The sequence below is a fragment of the Amycolatopsis sp. lyj-108 genome (genome assembly GCF_046549005.1).
GTDB lineage: Bacteria > Actinomycetota > Actinomycetes > Mycobacteriales > Pseudonocardiaceae > Amycolatopsis.
On sequence record NZ_JAJPWQ010000010.1, the window covers coordinates 66,379 to 81,953 of the forward strand.

Sequence of the window (15,575 nt, forward strand, 5' to 3'; positions counted from 1 at the left end):
AAACTGTCGGTGGCCATCTCTAACGTCGGAGGGAGTCGCCGTTCCCCAGCCGAAGGAGCCCGAAATGACCGGCTCGATCCTGCAGCACACCGCCACGACCACGCTTCGCATCCCGGTGCGCGGCCCGTTCGACCTGGACAAGTCCATCCGGTTCCTGACCGACTTCCCGCCCGCGTGCCGCGCGGACGCCGCCGCCGAACCCGGCACCCTGCGCTTCGCCTTCCCCGCTGAAGCGGGCTGGGTGCATGTCGGTGCGGCCGTCAGACAGAGATCGCCCGGCTCGATCGAGGTGGAGGTCTTCGCCGAGGAAGGTCTCGCCGTCGAGGTCGGCGCCCAGGTACGCCGGATCCTTTCGGTGGACGTCGACGGCGTCGGCTTCGCCAAGATCGGCGCCGCGGATCCCGTGGTGCGCCGCCTGCAGCAGACGTTCCCCGGGCTGCGGCCCGTGCTGTTCCATTCGCCCTACGAAGCGGCCTGCTGGGCGATCCTGAGTCACCGTGCGCGGATGTCGCAGGCCGCCACGGTGAAACGACGGCTCGCCGAGGAGTTCGGCAGGCCGGTGGACGTCGGCGGGAAGGTCCTCAGGTCGTTCCCGGCGCCGGACGTGCTGGCCGGGCCCGAGGCCGCGCGTGGTTTGCCGGAGGTGAAGGCCGAGCGGTTGCGTGCGGTGGCCAACGCCGCCAAGGACGGTCTGCTCGACGCCGCGTATCTGCGCGCGATGCCGGTGCCGGACGCGCTGCGCTGGTTGCAGCGGTTGCCGGGGATCGGGCCGTTCTCGGCGCAACTGATCCTGATCCGGGGTGCCGGGCATCCGGACGTCTTCCCCGCGGGCGAGCCCCGGTTGCAGGAGGCCATGCGGGCCGCGTACGACCTGCCGATGGCGCCGCCCGAGGAGCTGGAGGAGCTGTCCGCGGTGTGGCGGCCGTTCCGCAGCTGGGTGGCCTTCGCCCTGCGCAACGACCGGGAGTTTCGCACGCGCGAGATCGGGGGTTCGATGACCGCCTGACACAGGACATATCCGGCTTGTGGTGAGCTGGTGCGGTGAGCGCGTCTCCCGCCGAAACGTTTTCCGACATCGCCCAGTCCACCCCGCCCGGCACGATCACCCTGGTCACCGGTGGTCTCGCCCTGCTCGTGGTGCTTTCGGGCAGGCCTTGGCGGATCGCCCGTAACCTGATCACGCTCGTCCACGAGGCGGGTCACGCGGTGGCGGCGGTGCTGGTCGGCCGACGGCTGCAGGGCATCAAGCTGCACTCGGACACCTCCGGTGTCACCGTCTCCCGTGGGAAACCGGAGGGGCCGGGGATGGCGTTCACCGCGCTGGCCGGGTACCCGGCGGCCGCCGTGCTCGGGCTGGTGTTCGCGGGGCTGCTCTCGTCGGATCTGATCACCGTCGTGCTGGTGGTGATGGCGCTGATGCTGCTGGGCGTGCTGGTGATGGTGCGCAACACCTACGGCGTGTTCACCGTGGTCGCCAGCTCGGTGGTGCTCGGGCTGGTCGCACTGGTGGCGCCTTCGTGGTTCCAGGCGATCTTCGTCTACCTGCTGACCTGGTTCCTGCTGTTCGGCGGCGTCCGGCCGGTGGTCGAGCTGCAGATCAAGCGGCGCCGGGGTGCGGCGCGGGATTCCGACGCCGATCAGCTCGGCAGGCTCACCGGGATGCCCGCGGTGCTGTGGGTGCTGGTGATGGCCGTGCTGACGGTGAGCTGTCTCTTCGCGGGCGGGTTGTGGCTGCTGGAGCCGACCGTCGCCTGACCGGGGCGGTACGGCAGACTGATGGCTCGTTCCGCGCGGAAGGAGTCACCAGATGGACGAGGTCGCCAAGGCCGTCGAGGAATGCGCTCGATCGGCGAAACGGGCCGCACCGTCGCTGGCCGCCGCCTCCGCCGAGGCGATCGACGCCGCGCTGAACGCCATGGCCGACAAGCTGGTCGAGCACGCCGATGTCGTGCTCGAAGCGAACCAGGCCGACATCGCCAAGGCACGCGAGGACGGGATGAGCGCGGGCCTGCTCGACAGGCTCACCATCACCCCCGAGCGGCTGACCGGCATGGCCGAACAGCTCCGTCTCCTCGCGGGCGCGCCGCATCAGGAGCGGTCCGTCGATGTGTCCACTTTGGACGGAGGGCTGCGGCTGGTGGAACGCCGCCGTCCGGTCGGTGTGATCGGCGCGAACTACGAGGCGCGGCCGAACGTCACGGTCGACGTCGCCTCGCAGCTGGTGAAGTCGCGCAACGGCGGCGTGCTCCGCACGGGTTCCGCCGCGCTCGGCTCGGCCCAGCGCCTGCGCGAGACCGTGATCGCCCCCGCGCTCGCCGAGGCAGGCATCGACCCGGACGTCATCCAGCTGGTGCCGCGCGCCGAACGTGAAGCGGCTTCCGCGCTGGTCCGGTTCCCGGCGCTCGTGCCGCTGGTCATCCTGCGCGGCAGCGGTGACAGCACCAGGGCGCTGGCCACCGAGGCGGCCGTCCACGGCGTCCGCACGCTGGCCCACGCCGACGGCGGCGGCGTGCTGTACGTCGACGAGGCCGCCGACACCGACAAGGTGCGCGACCTGGTCTTCAACAGCCTCGACCGGCTCGGCGTCTGCAACCGGCTGAACCTGCTGCTGATCCACGAAGACGCCTACGACCGTGTCTGGCCCGGCATCTCCGGCGCGCTGGCCGAACGCGGCGTGACCCCGTCGCTCGCCCCGCACGAGCACGCCATCGGCTACGAATGGGCCCTCGACTCCGACCGCGAAGCCACTGTCACCGTCGCGAAGGTCTCGGGCCTGCGCGAAGCGGCGGAGATCGCCAACGAGCGCACTTCGGGCCTGGCCGCCGGCATCGCCACCGAAAGCAGCGAAGCCGCCGACGCGTTCTTCGACGCGTACACCGGCACCGGAGTCTTCTGGAACGCCCCGACCCGGCTGCTCGACGGCTTCAAGCTCCTCGCCGTCCCCGAGACCGGCATCAACCTGGACAAGGTCCCCGGCCCGCGCGGTCCGGTCACCTACACCGATCTCTACGTGCGGCAGTACGCCGTCCTGCCCGCCTGACCTCGCGTTGGTCGTGAGTGGCGTTTCGGGTTCTAACCCGAAACGCCACTCACGACCACCCGGAGCGCGATAGCAAAGGTCCCCTGCTCTCCCCGGCGGGAGCTCAGCGCCGCCGGCGCTTGGACCGGGGCCGCGGCCGAGGCGGCAACGACTCCGCGGTGGCGTCCTCGACCTCGTCCGCAACGGGAGCGGCAGCAGGAGTGGCGTCAGCCAGGCCCAGCATCTCCGCGGCAAGCTGCTGCGAAGAGGCGAACATGCCCGAAGGCCGTTCCTGCGCCCGGCGCAGGGAAGAAGGCCGCAGCCGGTTGTACCCCCGCACCGACACCGGCCGTCGCGTGCGAACCTCGTATTCCGGGAAGTCCGACAGCTCCGTGGCGAGTTCCTTGTCCACCAGGATGGTGCCCGGCCGCGCGGTCGAGGTGAGGCGGGCGGCGAGGTTCACGACCGAGCCGTAGACGTCGCCGAACCGGCTGAGGATCCGGCCCGACGCGAGGCCCGCGCGCACGGCGGGCAGGGTCTCGTCGGCGTCGGCGCGTTCGGACAGGGCGAGGGCGATCTCGGCGCCGTCGACGGCGGAATCGGCGACGAACAGGACCTCGTCGCCGATCATCTTCACGATCCGCCCGCGGTGATCGGCGACCACCTCGGTGGTGACGGATTCGAACCGGTCGAGGATGTCGGTCAGCCGCTCTTCGTCGACCTGCCTGGTCAGCCGGGTGTAGCCGACCATGTCGACGAACCCGACCACCTCGGTCCTCGTTTGGAGGTCCTCGTCGGGAAGGGCCATCGCCCGGCCGGCGTAGGCCGCGAGGTGGCGGCGCCAGACGAATTCCTGGATCTTCTCCAGTTCGGGCAGCAACCGTTCGACCAGCCGCCCGATCTGCCGTTCGCTGCTGCCGATCTCCTTGTTCTCGGTGATCATCGTCCACAGCATGTGGACCTGCCATTCCGCGAGCCGCGAAAGGTGCTGGCCCAGCGCGCGGGTCACGGCCAGTTCGATGCTCGGGTCGATCAGCCCCGAGTTCATCAGCTGATCCGCGGTGCGGATCGCTTCGATGTCGGCGTCGGTGAAGACGACCTCGTCGTCATCGACGGTCGCGAAGCCCAGCGCACGCCAAAGCCGCCGAGAGCGTTCCTCGGGAACGCCTGCCTTCTCGGCGACTTCGAGCCGGGTGTACTTGCGCTTTCCGCCGAGCAGGATCCGTTCGAGGCGCTGTTGCAGCGCGTCGGCCGGGATCTCGCCGGGTTCGGGCATCAGGTGGTGTGGACGATGAGCACGTCCACCCCGGACTTTCGCGCGACTTCGGACGGCACGGAGCCCAGGATGCGGCCCGCGAGGGTGTTCAGCCCGCGGTTGCCGACCACCAGCAGGTCCGCGGAGCGCTCGGCGACGACCTTGCGCAGCGAGTCGACCGGGTCGCCGACGACAGCGGCGGTCTCGATGTTCTTCGCGCCGGCCTTCGCGGCCCGGTCGCGGGCGGACAGGAGGGTGTCCTCGGCCGGTGCCGAGCCCACCACCTGGTACGCCTCGTCACCGAGGACGTCCTGCGCCTTCTCCACGTCGCCCTTGTTAGCGGGGTAGTAGGCGCACACGACGACCAGGGTCGCTCCGGAGTCCCCGGCGACGCTCGCCGCCCGGTCGACCGCGGCGAACGAGGAATCCGATCCGTCCGTGCCCACGACCACGGTCCGATATGCAGCCATCCGCAACCTCCACCGATCTGACAGCCCGCACCTGCGTGCGAGCAGCGACGATAACCGCTCGGCGAGTGGCTCGCAGGCCGTCGTGAGAGCGGTCGGGTGGAAAGGTTACTCGCCAGTCGGTTTCTGCGCTGCCGCAGGTCGCGGTGAAGGCTTCGCGCCGGATGTGGCCTTCGGCACATCGGCCGTCCGCAGCTGCACGGTGGCTTCCGAGTCGGGTGCCGGCTTCGCCTTGAGCTCCGCGGGGATATGCGGCTCGTCGCCGAGCACGTGCGTCGCCTCGGCGAGCGCGGTCCGCGCGGTGCGGACCTGCTCGGCAAGGCTGGAGCGCACCTTGCGGAGCGCTTCCACCCGTTCGGTGGCCTGGGTGATCCGCCGGTTGGACTCCTCGGTGGCCTGCCGGACGCGGCGACGTGCCTCGTCGGCCGCCTCGGCGAGCCGGGCGTTGGCCTCGGTGATCGAGTCCTGCTTGCGCTTGTTGGCGTCGGCGACGGACTCCCGCTGACGGCGTTCGATGTCGGCCTTGGCCGCCGTCTCCTCTTCGAGCACCTTCGCGCGGATGGCGGCGGCGTCCTCGGTGGCCTCGCGGACGCGGCGGGCGGCCTCGGCCTTGCTCGCGGCCTCCTGCTCGGCCAACGCGTGCATCGCCTCGGTGCGGCGCGACGCCATCGCGATCTCGAAGTCCTCTTCGACCTGCGTACGGCGCTGCTGTGACTCGGCGTCGAGCTTGTCGCGCTCGGCCTTCGCCTTGTCGATGATGTCCTTCGCCTCGGCGCGGGCCTTTTCGAGCACACCGCGGTGCTCGGCCTCCATCTCCTTGCGGCGGAGGTCGAGCTCGTTGAGCAGCTGCTCGTAGCGGGCACGCATGGCGCTCGCGTCGGTCTCCGCCTTCGCACGGATGTGCCCGGCTTCGGCTTCCGCGCGCGCCTTGGTGTCGGCGGCTTCGTCCTGCGCGAGCCGCAACATGCGCTGCAGGCGCTCGGAAAGGCCTTCGACACTCGTCGGCGGCTGGGCGAGCCTGTCGACCTGCCCGCGCAGGTCCGCGATCTCGCCGCGCGCGATCTCCAGCTGCCGTGCCAGGTCGCCCGCCTGTCCGATGGCGGCATCGCGATCGGCGGTGAGCATCTTCAGATCGGCGTCCAGCCGTTCGAGATGTTCGTCGACCTGCGCACGGCTGTAACCGCGCTTCGCCACGTCGAAGCCGGCTCCCAGCGGCACTAGCTCCCGTTCCTCGCCAAGGCTCATCCTTCTACCGTAGTCGAGCTGGAGTCACGGAAGGGTGAGCACCCACGCAACGCGCGGCGAAAGCGCGTTCTGGCGCGCTAAACGTTCCGGAACGCGTTGATCCCGTCGATGTGCTTTTCGCGCAGCTCGTGGTTCCGGACGCCCAGACCTTCTTCCGGCGCAAGGGCGAGCACGCCGACCTTGCCCTGATGCGCGTTGCGGTGGACGTCCAGCGCGGCCTGCCCGGTGTCTTCGAGCGCGTAGGTCTTCGACAGCGTCGGGTGGATCAGACCTTTCGCGATCAGCCGGTTCGCCTCCCACGATTCGCGGTAGTTCGCGAAGTGGCTGCCGATGATCCGCTTGAGGTTCATCCACAGGTAGCGGTTGTCGAACTGGTGCATGTAGCCCGAAGTCGACGCGCACGTGACGATCGTGCCGCCCTTGCGCGCGGCGTAGACCGAAGCGCCGAAGGTCTCACGGCCAGGGTGCTCGAAGACGATGTCCGGGTCCTCGCCGCCGGTCAGCTCGCGGATCTTCTTGCCGAACCGCTGCCACTCCTTCGGGTCCTGGTTGTGCTCGTCCTTCCAGAACTTGTAGCCCTCACCGGTGGCGCTGCTGCGGTCGATGATCAGCTCCGCGCCGAGCTTCCGGCAGATCTCCGCCTTTTCTGGGCTGGAGACCACACACACCGGGATCGCGCCGCCGTTGAGCGCGTACTGCGTCGCGTAGGAACCGAGGCCGCCCGAAGCGCCCCAGATCAGCACGACGTCGCCCTGCTTCATGTCGGCGCCGTTGCGCGACACGAGCTGGCGGTAGGCGGTGGAGTTCACCAGACCGGGGGAGGCGGCCTCTTCCCAGGTGAGGTGGCCCGGCTTCGGCATCAGCTGATTCGCCTTAACAAGCGCGATCTCGGCGAGCCCGCCGAAGTTCGTCTCGAAACCCCAGATCCGCTGCTCGGTGTCGAGCATCGTGTCGTTGTGCCCGTCCGGGCCCTCGAGCTCGACGTTGAGGCAGTGCGCGACGACCTCGTCGCCCGGCTTCCAGTTGTGGACGCCGGGTCCGGTGCGCAGCACGACGCCGGACAGGTCCGAGCCGACGACGTGATAGGGCAGGTCGTGACGCTTCGACAGCGGCGAAAGCCGCCCATAGCGCTCCAGGAACTTGAAGGTCGAGACCGGTTCGAAGATCGAGGTCCAGACGGTGTTGTAGTTGATCGCGCTCGCCATGACCGCGACCAGCGCCTCGCCGGGGCCGAGCTCAGGCGTCGGGACCTCGTCCACGTGCAGCGACTTGCGCGGGTCCTTGTCCCGGCTTTCGAGGCCTTCGAACATGGCTGCCTCGTCCTTGCGCACGGTGACCCCGCGATAGGACTCCGGCACGTCGAGCGACGCCACGGCGCCGAGGTCATCGTTGAGAATGGCCTGCTGGATCTCGCCGATCTGCGTCATCGAAACCTCCGCGATTGGGGGGACGGCGTAGGCGCAACAAATTACTCACCGGTAACCGGGTTCACAACTGTACGAGACGTGGAGCACGTACACATCCCGAAGTGTTATCGACCGGTCTTGACCGGCTGGCCAACCAAGCGGATCATGGGCGATGGAGACCTCTCCGACCTGCAGGTTCAGCCGATTTTCGGAGGTGAGCACGCATGAACGAACCCACGACGCGCCCTTGGAGCCGTCCCCATGACTGGGCGGAGGTGGCCATCGGTGTCGTGGTCGCTCTTTCACCCCTCTGGATGACCACGGACAACACCGCCATGTGGTCGCTCGTCATCCTCGGCGCACTGATCGCCCTCGACGGTCTCGCGTCGCTTGCGATGCCTGGCATGGTCTACGGCGAAGGCATCCAGATCGTGCTGGGCGCGCTGCTGTTCATTTCGCCATGGGTGATGGGATACGCCGACTTCATGGGCGCCTCCTGGACCGCTTGGATCGGCGGCGTCCTGACCGTGGTCGCCGGGGCGGCGGCGATGCCGATCGCCCAGGCGACGCACCGGATGGCGGGGCAGCACTGACCCGGGAGGGAACGGCGTGAAAGAGGATTCGGCGAAACAGCGCATCCTGCGAGCCGCGGAGGCGCTGTTCGCCGAATCCGGTTTCGACGCCACGCCCACTTCGCGGATCGCGGAGCGGGCGGGCGTGCCGAAGGGCCTGGTGCACTACTACTTCCGGCGTAAGTCGGACCTGCTGGCCGCGCTGGTCGCCGAACTGCCGGACGGCCGGATCGAACCGGCCGTCGTGGTGGTCCCCGGCGACCTCGTGGGCAGCCTCCGCGGCCTCGTCGTCGAACTCGACAGGCGGTTCAACCGCTCCTTGGCGCTGTCACATCTGCTGTGGCGCGAGGCCGACACGCACCGCGCGGTCCGCGACGCGCTGGCCGACCGGTTCCAGCAACTCGTCCGACAGGTGAAGGCGGTGATCGTCGCCGCGACCGGCGGCAAGCTCGCCGCGGCCGACATCGATTCGGCGTCCGGACTGCTCGCGCGGGCGGTCAGCCACCGGCACGCGACAGCGCGGCACACCGAGGACGAGGACCCCGCCGAGATCGATCGCGAGGTCCTCTTCATCGCCTCAGCGTTGACGCGGGGTCAGTGACCGCTCTTCGCGGGCTCCACCAACTCGACGAGCACGCCACCGGCGTCCTTGGGGTGGACGAAGTTCACCCGGCTGTCGGAAGTGCCGCGCTTCGCCTCGTCGTAGAGCAGCCGGAGTCCCTGCGCGCGCAGTGCCGCCGCGGCGGCGTCCACATCGGACACTCGATACGCCAGCTGCTGCAGCCCGGGGCCGCTCTTCGCGAGGAACTTGCCGATCGCGGAATCGTCGCGCAGCGGCGCGAGGAGCTGGATCGCGGTCTCGGTCCCGGCGGCGCCCGGCGCGCGCAGCATCGCCTCGCGGACGCCCTGCTCCTCGTTGACCTCCTCGTGCGCGACCTCCAGGCCGAAATGCTCGGCGTGGAAGGCGATCGCGGCGTCGAGGTCGGGTACCGCGATGCCGACGTGGTCGATGGCCGTCACGAACGGTTTCAGCGCCTGGTTCATGCAGAGCAGGATAGGTGCGCGGGCGGGCGGACCGGCGTGCGCCGCCTCACACTGGCTCCATCAAGAGACCCGCGACCCGGGTATGGTCGCGAAGACCCCCTTTGCCCTTGCGCCGATGCTTGGAGGACGCCGTGTCCGGTTCCGTGATCCTGGGTGCCGCCCGTACACCGATCGGGCGATTGCTCGGTTCCCTGAAGGACTTCTCGGGCGCACAACTCGGCGGATTCGCCATCAAGGCGGCGCTGGAGCAGGCCGGTGTCTCGCCGGACGCGGTCCAGTACACGATCATGGGCCAGGTGCTCACCGCCGGCGCGGGCCAGATCCCGGCCCGCCAGGCCGCGGTGGCCGCCGGTATCCCGATGAGCGTCCCGGCGCTGACCATCAACAAGGTCTGCCTTTCCGGTCTCGACGCCATCGCGCTCGCCGACCAGCTCATCCGCGCGGGTGAGTTCGACCTGATCGTCGCGGGCGGCCAGGAGTCGATGACGCAGTCGCCGCATCTGCTGCCGAAGTCCCGCGCGGGCTTCAAGTACGGCGACACCACGCTCGTCGACCACATGGCTTACGACGGTCTCTTCTGCGCCTTCGACCAGGTCGCCATGGGCTCGTCGACGGAGAAGTACAACAGCCGCTACGGCATCACCCGCGAGCAGCAGGACGAGTTCTCCGCGCGCTCGCACCAGCGTGCCGCCGCCGCCATCGCGGAGGGCCGCTTCGACGCCGAGATCGCGCCGGTGTCGATCCCGCAGCGCAAGGGCGACCCGGTCGTCTTCTCGAAGGACGAAGGCGTCCGCGCCGACACCACCGCGGAAGGCCTCGCGAAGCTGCGTCCCGCGTTCGCCTCCGACGGCACGATCACCGCCGGTTCGGCGTCGCAGATCTCCGACGGCGCGGCCGCGGTCATCGTCGCGAGCAAGGCCAAGGCCGAGGAACTGGGCTTGACGCCGCTCGCCGAGATCGGCGCGCACGGCGTGGTCGCCGGCCCGGACGCGAGCCTGCACGAGCAGCCGTCGAACGCGATCCTCGCCGCGCTGGCCAAGGAGAAGCTGACCGCGGACGCGCTCGACCTCATCGAGATCAACGAGGCGTTCGCCGCCGTCGGCCTGGTCTCCAGCGACAAGCTCGGCGTCAGCGCGGACAAGGTGAACGTCGACGGCGGCGCCATCGCGCTCGGTCACCCGATCGGCGCGTCCGGCGCGCGGCTCGCCGTGCACCTGATCCACGAACTCCGCCGTCGCGGCGGCGGCCTCGGCGCGGCCGCCCTTTGCGGTGGCGGCGGTCAGGGCGACGCTCTGCTGCTCCGCGTCCCGTAAAGCCCTTGCCGGTACAGCTGGACATCGACGAACTGGTCGATCGCGCGCGGGACGGCGTCCCCCGCGCGATCGCCCGGTTGCTGTCGCTGGTCGAGGACGCCCATCCGCGACTGCCCGAGGTCGCGGCGAAACTGACGCCGTACACCGGCAACGCGCGGGTCATCGGGCTGACCGGCCCGCCCGGTGTCGGCAAGTCGACATCGACCTCCGCGCTGCTCACCGCGTTGCGGGCGAAGGGATCGAGGGTCGGCGTCCTGGCCATCGACCCGTCGTCGCCGTTCTCCGGCGGCGCGCTGCTCGGCGACCGGATCAGGATGACCGAACACGCGACCGATCCCGGCGTGTTCATCCGTTCGATGGCCACCCGCGGGCATCTCGGCGGCCTTTCGTGGGCGACCCCGCAGGCCGTCCGGGTGCTCGACGCGGCCGGTTTCGACGTCGTGCTGATCGAGACCGTCGGCGTCGGTCAGTCCGAAGTGGACGTCGTGAAACTGGCCGACACCACGGTGGTCCTGCTCGCGCCTGGGATGGGCGACGGCATCCAGGCGGCCAAGGCCGGCGTGCTGGAGATCGCGGATGTGTTCGTGGTCAACAAGGCCGACCGCGACGGCGCGGACGCGACCGTGCACGACCTCAAACAGATGATCTCGTTGGTACGCCGGGAAATTCGCGGCCCGAGCTGGCGTCAGCCGATCGTGCGAACGGTGGCCTCACGAGGCGAAGGCGTCGAGGACGTCGTGCGGGCGTTGGACGACCACCACGATTGGCTGGTCCAGCGCGACGAACTGCCCCGCCGTCGCGCGGCGCGGGCCCGCGACGAGGTCGAGGCGATCGCCCTGCAGCGGTTGCGCGCGGAACTCGTCGACCTGCGCTCCGGCGACCGGCTCACCGAACTGGCCGAACGCGTGGTGGCGCGGACGCTCGACCCGTTCGCCGCGGCCGAAGAACTCATCAAGGACCTTCGCGGCTCGTTCAGTGCTTCACGACATCCCCACGGACCGTAGCCGGAACCACGTAGGTACCTAAGCCACCCTCGGCCCTAACCGTCCTTACCACTCACGAGGCGTGGTCAGAATTCGACGTACATCTTGATGTCGCCGAAATCGCTGTCGAGATTGTCCAAATGGGCGACCGCGTCCTCTTTCCAGACTTCGAGCTGGTTCGTCTCGCCGTAGGTGAGCTGTTCGCCGTCGGCCACCTTGTTGGCGTAGTTCGTGATCGTGACGGTCTGGCCCCGGCAGAATTCGACGCGCTCCAGGAACCGGTCGGCCATGTCGGGGTCGAAGACGCGGCCCATCCGGACGTAGCCGTTGTTGATGTGCTCTTCGCAGTAGAAGTGCGCCGCGGCCGAGGCGATCCACTCGGTGAGCGACGCGTCGCGAGGCGGCCACTTCTCCCGGACGTGCGACTTGATCTCCCTGGCGAGGCGGATGACCCGGCGCCGTTCGAGATCGGTCAGCCCGTCCTCCTTGCGGAAGTCGAGGATCATGTCGTCGACGACCTTGGCGAGCCTGAGCATGCGCGGTTTGTCGAGTTCGGCCGGCTTGTCCGGCGGCAGGCCCGCCATGACCCGTTCGTGCACGAGGACGTACTGCGTGTACGCGTACAGGAAGGTCAGGGCGTTCAGCTGCCATTGGTGTCGTTCGGCGATCTCCACGGTTCCGACCCTAACCGCGGACCTACTTCCGGACCTGTGTGAGCGGTGGGGATTCACCCTATGCTCTCCTCTTCGTCCACGGCTGGGAGGCAGGAACCGTGCAGAGGATCGCGAAGGTCTTTGTTGCAGTGCTGGGCGCCGGGCTGATGCTCGCGGCCGGTACCGGAACGGCGTCCGCGGAAGGCGCGCCGCCGAAGGTCACCAAGGGGCCGTGCCAGTACACGCAGACGCCGGACGAGCCGGCCGCGCGGCCGGTCCCGTTGCCGCCGGACCCCCGTCGTACGCCGGATCGGGGCAAGGTGCCGGTCCAGCTCAAGACGAATCAGGGTGAGATCGACCTGACCCTCGATCGGGCGAAGGCGCCGTGCACGGTGCAGAGCTTCCTGCACCTGGCGAAGCACCGGTTCTACGACCGCACGACCTGCCACCGGCTGACCGCGTACCCGACACTGAAGGTGCTGCAGTGCGGTGACCCGAGCGGCACCGGCGAGGGCGGCCCCGGCTACAAGTACAAGGACGAACTGCCCGTCGGCCTGCCGCCCGCGCCGACCGACCCGACCGGCGAGCGCAAGGTGTACGCACGCGGTGTCCTCGCGATGGCCAACGCGGGCCCGGCGACGAACGGAAGCCAGTTCTTCGTCGTGTACGGCGACTCCGCGCTGCGCCCGAATTACACGATCTTCGGCACCGTCGGCCACGAAGGCCTCGAAACCCTCGACGACGTCGCCGCCGGCGGCATCAAGCCGACCCCGGAGAACCCCGCCCCGGTCGACGGCGCTCCCGTCCTGAAGACCGACATCCTCCGGGCGCGCCCCTGGTTCTGCTGACCCCACCCCTTCGCAATTCGTCATCTACTTGCGGCAGTTCGGACCCTCGACCACCGCAAGTAGGTGACGAATTGCGGGCGGGGGTTAGGTGACTTCGAAGATGGCTTCGCGCAGGGCTTGGGTGGCGCCGCCGAAAGCGTGTTTCGCGGCGGCGCCGTACCCGATGATCAGCCCTTCGCGTTGTGGCTCGCCGATCCAGTGACCGCTGAGCCCCTCGAGCCCGATCGCGCGACGGCGGCAGGCGGCCAGCACCTCCATCTCCCCAGGCAGGTCGCCGGGGAACTGGAGCACCAGATGCAGCCCGGCGGAGATCCCCTGCGGCAGCACGGAATCCGGCAGGGCGGCGAGCAGCCGGTCCCGCCGGGAGCGGTATTCGGCGCGACAGCGGCGGATGTGCTGGTCGTAGGCACCCGATTCGATCAGTTCGGCCATCGCCAGCTGGTCCAGCAGCGCGGGCCGGGCCCCGCTCGCGGCCATCTCCACGCGTACCGGTTCGACCAGGAACCGCGGCAGCACCATCCAGCCCAGTCGCAACGACGGCGCGAGCGTCTTGCTCGTCGTGCCCACGTACACGACCCGTTCGGGCGCCAGCGCCTGCAACGCGCCGACCTGCTGATGGTCGAACCGGAACTCGCCGTCGTAGTCGTCCTCGATGACGACGGCGCCGGTTTCCTCCGCCCAGCGGGTGAGTTCCGCCCTTCGCCCCGGCGCGAGGGTGACGCCCAGCGGGTATTGATGCGCCGGGGTGACCACGACCGCCGGACTGTCCAAAGAGGACACCGTGATCCCGCGGTCGTCGACAGGGACGCCGACCACGCGCGGACCGTTGCGGGCGGCGATGTCCCGGTAGATGTGCAGTGACGGGTTCTCGAACGCGATCTCGTCCGCGCCGCGCGCGTGCAGGACCCGCGCCAGGATCGCCATCGCGTGCGAGAACCCGGCGCACACCAGGATGCGTTCGGGATCGGCGACCACGCCGCGGCTGCGGGCCAGGTATGCGGCGAGCGTCTCCCGCAGTTCCGGCGCGCCGGATTCGGCCGTGTAGTCGAACGCCGACATCGGCGCCTGGTGCAGAGCCCGCCGCATCGCCGCGAGCCAGGCGGAGCGCGGGAACGCGGACAGGTTCGGCCTGCCGGGGCGCAGATCCCAGCGCGGCGCCGGGTCGCGGGGGACGGGCCGCGGCGGTGACGCGGGCAGCGCGCCCGCGGTCGCGACGCGGGTGGGTGCGCCCTGCGCCGTCCGCAGGTAGCCCTCGGCGGCGAGGTCGGCGTAGACCCGGGTGACCGTTCCCCGTGCCACTCCCAGGTCCTGCGCCAGCGCCCTGGTCGAGGGCACCGCGGCGCCCGCCTGCCAGCGTCCCTCCCGGATGGCCGCGCGGATCGCCGCGGCGAGCCCGGTCCGGCCGCTTTCGGGACGCCAGTCCAGGTGGACGTCCATTCCCGAACTGGACCATGAATCTGCCATGTGACTGGACCATACTCGTGGGCCAGTCGCCGCTAGATTCGATGGCATGACCGAGCGAATCCATGTGGGCAAGCGAGTGCCCGAGATCTACCAGGCGATGGCGAAACTGCAGGCCGAAGTCGAGAAGGCCGCCGCCAACGCCGGTGTCGACCAGAAGATCCTCGAACTGGTGAAGATGCGGTCGTCGCAGATCAACCACTGCGCGTTCTGCCTCGACATGCACTCTCACGACGCGTTGCAGATGGGCGAGTCGCCGCGGCGGCTGTTCGTGCTGCAGGGCTGGCGCGAGACCGAGCTGTTCACCGAGCAGGAGCGTGCCGCGCTCGCGCTCACCGAGGCGATCACGAACTTGGCGACCGTGCAGGACGTCCCGGACGACGTCTACGAAGAGGCCACCCGCGTCTTCACCGAGGAGCAGTACCGCGCCGTCGTCTGGGAGGCGATCGCGATCAACAGCTGGAACCGGATGTGCGTGACCAGCCACGCGCCGCTGCCCGAGCGCGCCGAATGACGGCGGCTCGGCTGCGGGAACTGCACGTCGCGGGTACGCCGCTGCTCCTGCCGAACGCGTGGGACGCCGACAGCGCGCGTCTCGTGGAAGCCGCCGGTTTCCCTGTCGTGGCGACGAGTTCCTTCGCCGTCGCGAAGGTCCTCGGATACGAAGACGGGGAGGACGCGCCCGCCGACGAGATGTTCGCGGCGGCGGCGAGGATCGCGCGGGCGGTCTCGGTGCCGGTGACCGTCGACGTGGAAGGCGGGTACGGGCTCGAAGCGGGAGAACTCGCGGCGAGGCTGGCCGAAGCGGGTGCCGTCGGCTGCAACTACGAGGACACCGACCACGCTTCGGGTGGAGTCCGTTCGCCTGCGGCGCAGGCGGGACGGATCGCGGAGTTGCGCGAGGCGGCCGGGGACGAGCTGGTGATCAACGCCCGCGTCGACGTCTTCCTCGGCGCGTCCGACGAGCGAGCCGTACTGGACGACGCGATCTTGCGGGCGAAGGCGTACTTCGAGGCCGGGGCGGACTGCGTCTACCCGATCCTGGTGAAGTCGCCGGACGTGCTCGGCGAATTCGTGCGGGCGGTCACGGCGGGGGCGGTCAACGCCTCCCCGGTGCCCGGAGGCCCCGACCTCTCCGCGCTCGCCGCACTGGGGGTGGCGCGGATCTCGCTGGGTACCGGGCTGTGGAAGTCGGTCCGCGCGGATTTCCGCGCGAAACTGGCCGAGCTGACGGCGGGGAAGCTGCCTTACTGAAGTGGGAACCGGGACGGTGCGGCCGGGGGCGTTGGATGCCGGCCGCACCGTCCCG

General features: G+C 69.7%; 17 protein-coding genes. 10 read left to right on the top strand and 7 right to left on the bottom strand.

Annotated features, from left to right (window positions below; translation table 11 throughout):
* The first annotated feature begins 64 nt into the window (after positions 1-64).
* The 3 genes from ACLJO0_RS30930 to ACLJO0_RS30940 are packed head-to-tail and all read left to right on the top strand — an operon-like array spanning position 65 to position 3,040.
* Positions 65-1,006 (top strand): DNA-3-methyladenine glycosylase family protein, encoded by a 942-nt coding sequence (locus ACLJO0_RS30930; protein ID WP_410582309.1) that lies wholly within the window; start codon positions 65-67, stop codon positions 1,004-1,006.
* A gap of 35 nt (positions 1,007-1,041) precedes the next feature.
* Complete coding sequence (locus tag ACLJO0_RS30935) at positions 1,042-1,755, top strand: M50 family metallopeptidase (protein ID WP_125792359.1); 714 nt, start codon at positions 1,042-1,044, stop codon at positions 1,753-1,755.
* Positions 1,756-1,807: 52 nt separating this feature from the next.
* Positions 1,808-3,040: an aldehyde dehydrogenase family protein gene (locus tag ACLJO0_RS30940; protein WP_410582310.1), complete on the top strand. Its 1,233-nt coding sequence runs from the start codon at positions 1,808-1,810 to the stop codon at positions 3,038-3,040.
* A gap of 103 nt (positions 3,041-3,143) precedes the next feature.
* Here the strand turns inward: ACLJO0_RS30940 and ACLJO0_RS30945 are convergent, their stop codons facing one another.
* The 4 genes from ACLJO0_RS30945 to ccrA form a co-directional block, all read right to left on the bottom strand.
* The gene (locus ACLJO0_RS30945; protein ID WP_410582311.1) at positions 3,144-4,295 is read right to left on the bottom strand and encodes an adenylate cyclase regulatory domain-containing protein; all 1,152 of its coding nucleotides are present in this window, start codon (positions 4,293-4,295) and stop codon (positions 3,144-3,146) included.
* Complete coding sequence (locus tag ACLJO0_RS30950) at positions 4,295-4,744, bottom strand: universal stress protein (RefSeq protein ID WP_125792362.1); 450 nt, start codon at positions 4,742-4,744, stop codon at positions 4,295-4,297. Before ACLJO0_RS30950 ends, ACLJO0_RS30945 begins: the two co-directional genes overlap by 1 nt.
* Positions 4,745-4,849: 105 nt before the next feature.
* Positions 4,850-5,986, bottom strand: a complete 1,137-nt coding sequence (locus tag ACLJO0_RS30955; RefSeq protein WP_410582313.1) for a chromosome segregation protein — start codon at positions 5,984-5,986, stop codon at positions 4,850-4,852.
* Positions 5,987-6,063: 77 nt separating this feature from the next.
* Positions 6,064-7,413 (bottom strand): crotonyl-CoA carboxylase/reductase, encoded by a 1,350-nt coding sequence (ccrA, locus tag ACLJO0_RS30960; protein WP_410582314.1) that lies wholly within the window; start codon positions 7,411-7,413, stop codon positions 6,064-6,066.
* A 203-nt stretch (positions 7,414-7,616) separates the two neighbouring features.
* On the opposite strand from ccrA, the gene ACLJO0_RS30965 reads away from it, so the two are divergent.
* The gene (locus ACLJO0_RS30965; protein ID WP_410582316.1) at positions 7,617-7,985 is read left to right on the top strand and encodes an SPW repeat protein; all 369 of its coding nucleotides are present in this window, start codon (positions 7,617-7,619) and stop codon (positions 7,983-7,985) included.
* A gap of 16 nt (positions 7,986-8,001) precedes the next feature.
* The gene (locus tag ACLJO0_RS30970) at positions 8,002-8,565 is read left to right on the top strand and encodes a TetR/AcrR family transcriptional regulator (RefSeq protein WP_410582317.1); all 564 of its coding nucleotides are present in this window, start codon (positions 8,002-8,004) and stop codon (positions 8,563-8,565) included.
* On the opposite strand, the gene mce is transcribed toward ACLJO0_RS30970, so the two are convergent.
* Positions 8,559-9,008 (bottom strand): methylmalonyl-CoA epimerase, encoded by a 450-nt coding sequence (gene mce, locus ACLJO0_RS30975; protein WP_125792366.1) that lies wholly within the window; start codon positions 9,006-9,008, stop codon positions 8,559-8,561. The two genes, ACLJO0_RS30970 and mce, sit on opposite strands and share 7 nt — an antisense overlap.
* A gap of 131 nt (positions 9,009-9,139) precedes the next feature.
* On the opposite strand from mce, the gene ACLJO0_RS30980 reads away from it, so the two are divergent.
* Together ACLJO0_RS30980 and meaB are read left to right on the top strand one after the other, a co-directional pair.
* On the top strand, positions 9,140-10,321 hold the full coding sequence (locus tag ACLJO0_RS30980; RefSeq protein WP_410582318.1) for an acetyl-CoA C-acetyltransferase: 1,182 nt from the start codon (positions 9,140-9,142) through the stop codon (positions 10,319-10,321).
* Between the two features lie 5 nt (positions 10,322-10,326).
* Positions 10,327-11,325 (top strand): methylmalonyl Co-A mutase-associated GTPase MeaB, encoded by a 999-nt coding sequence (meaB, locus tag ACLJO0_RS30985; RefSeq protein ID WP_410582320.1) that lies wholly within the window; start codon positions 10,327-10,329, stop codon positions 11,323-11,325.
* A 65-nt stretch (positions 11,326-11,390) separates the two neighbouring features.
* On the opposite strand, the gene ACLJO0_RS30990 is transcribed toward meaB, so the two are convergent.
* Positions 11,391-11,978 carry a hypothetical protein gene (locus tag ACLJO0_RS30990; protein ID WP_410582322.1) on the bottom strand — a complete coding sequence of 196 codons (588 nt, stop codon included), beginning with the start codon at positions 11,976-11,978 and terminating at the stop codon, positions 11,391-11,393.
* A 146-nt stretch (positions 11,979-12,124) separates the two neighbouring features.
* Between ACLJO0_RS30990 and ACLJO0_RS30995 the strand changes: the two genes are divergently transcribed.
* Positions 12,125-12,805: a peptidylprolyl isomerase gene (locus ACLJO0_RS30995; RefSeq protein WP_125786972.1), complete on the top strand. Its 681-nt coding sequence runs from the start codon at positions 12,125-12,127 to the stop codon at positions 12,803-12,805.
* An 84-nt stretch (positions 12,806-12,889) separates the two neighbouring features.
* Here ACLJO0_RS30995 and ACLJO0_RS31000 read toward each other — a convergent pair whose 3' ends face one another.
* Positions 12,890-14,269, bottom strand: coding sequence for a PLP-dependent aminotransferase family protein (locus tag ACLJO0_RS31000; protein WP_410582324.1), 1,380 nt, complete (start codon positions 14,267-14,269; stop codon positions 12,890-12,892).
* Positions 14,270-14,315: 46 nt separating this feature from the next.
* Here ACLJO0_RS31000 and ACLJO0_RS31005 point away from each other — a divergent pair, with 46 nt between their 5' ends.
* Together ACLJO0_RS31005 and ACLJO0_RS31010 are read left to right on the top strand one after the other, a co-directional pair.
* Entirely contained in the window at positions 14,316-14,780 is a 465-nt protein-coding gene (locus tag ACLJO0_RS31005) for a carboxymuconolactone decarboxylase family protein (protein WP_410582326.1), read from the top strand.
* Positions 14,777-15,520 (top strand): isocitrate lyase/phosphoenolpyruvate mutase family protein, encoded by a 744-nt coding sequence (locus tag ACLJO0_RS31010; RefSeq protein WP_410582327.1) that lies wholly within the window; start codon positions 14,777-14,779, stop codon positions 15,518-15,520. The genes ACLJO0_RS31005 and ACLJO0_RS31010 overlap by 4 nt, the downstream gene beginning before the upstream one ends.
* Positions 15,521-15,575 lie beyond the last annotated feature (55 nt).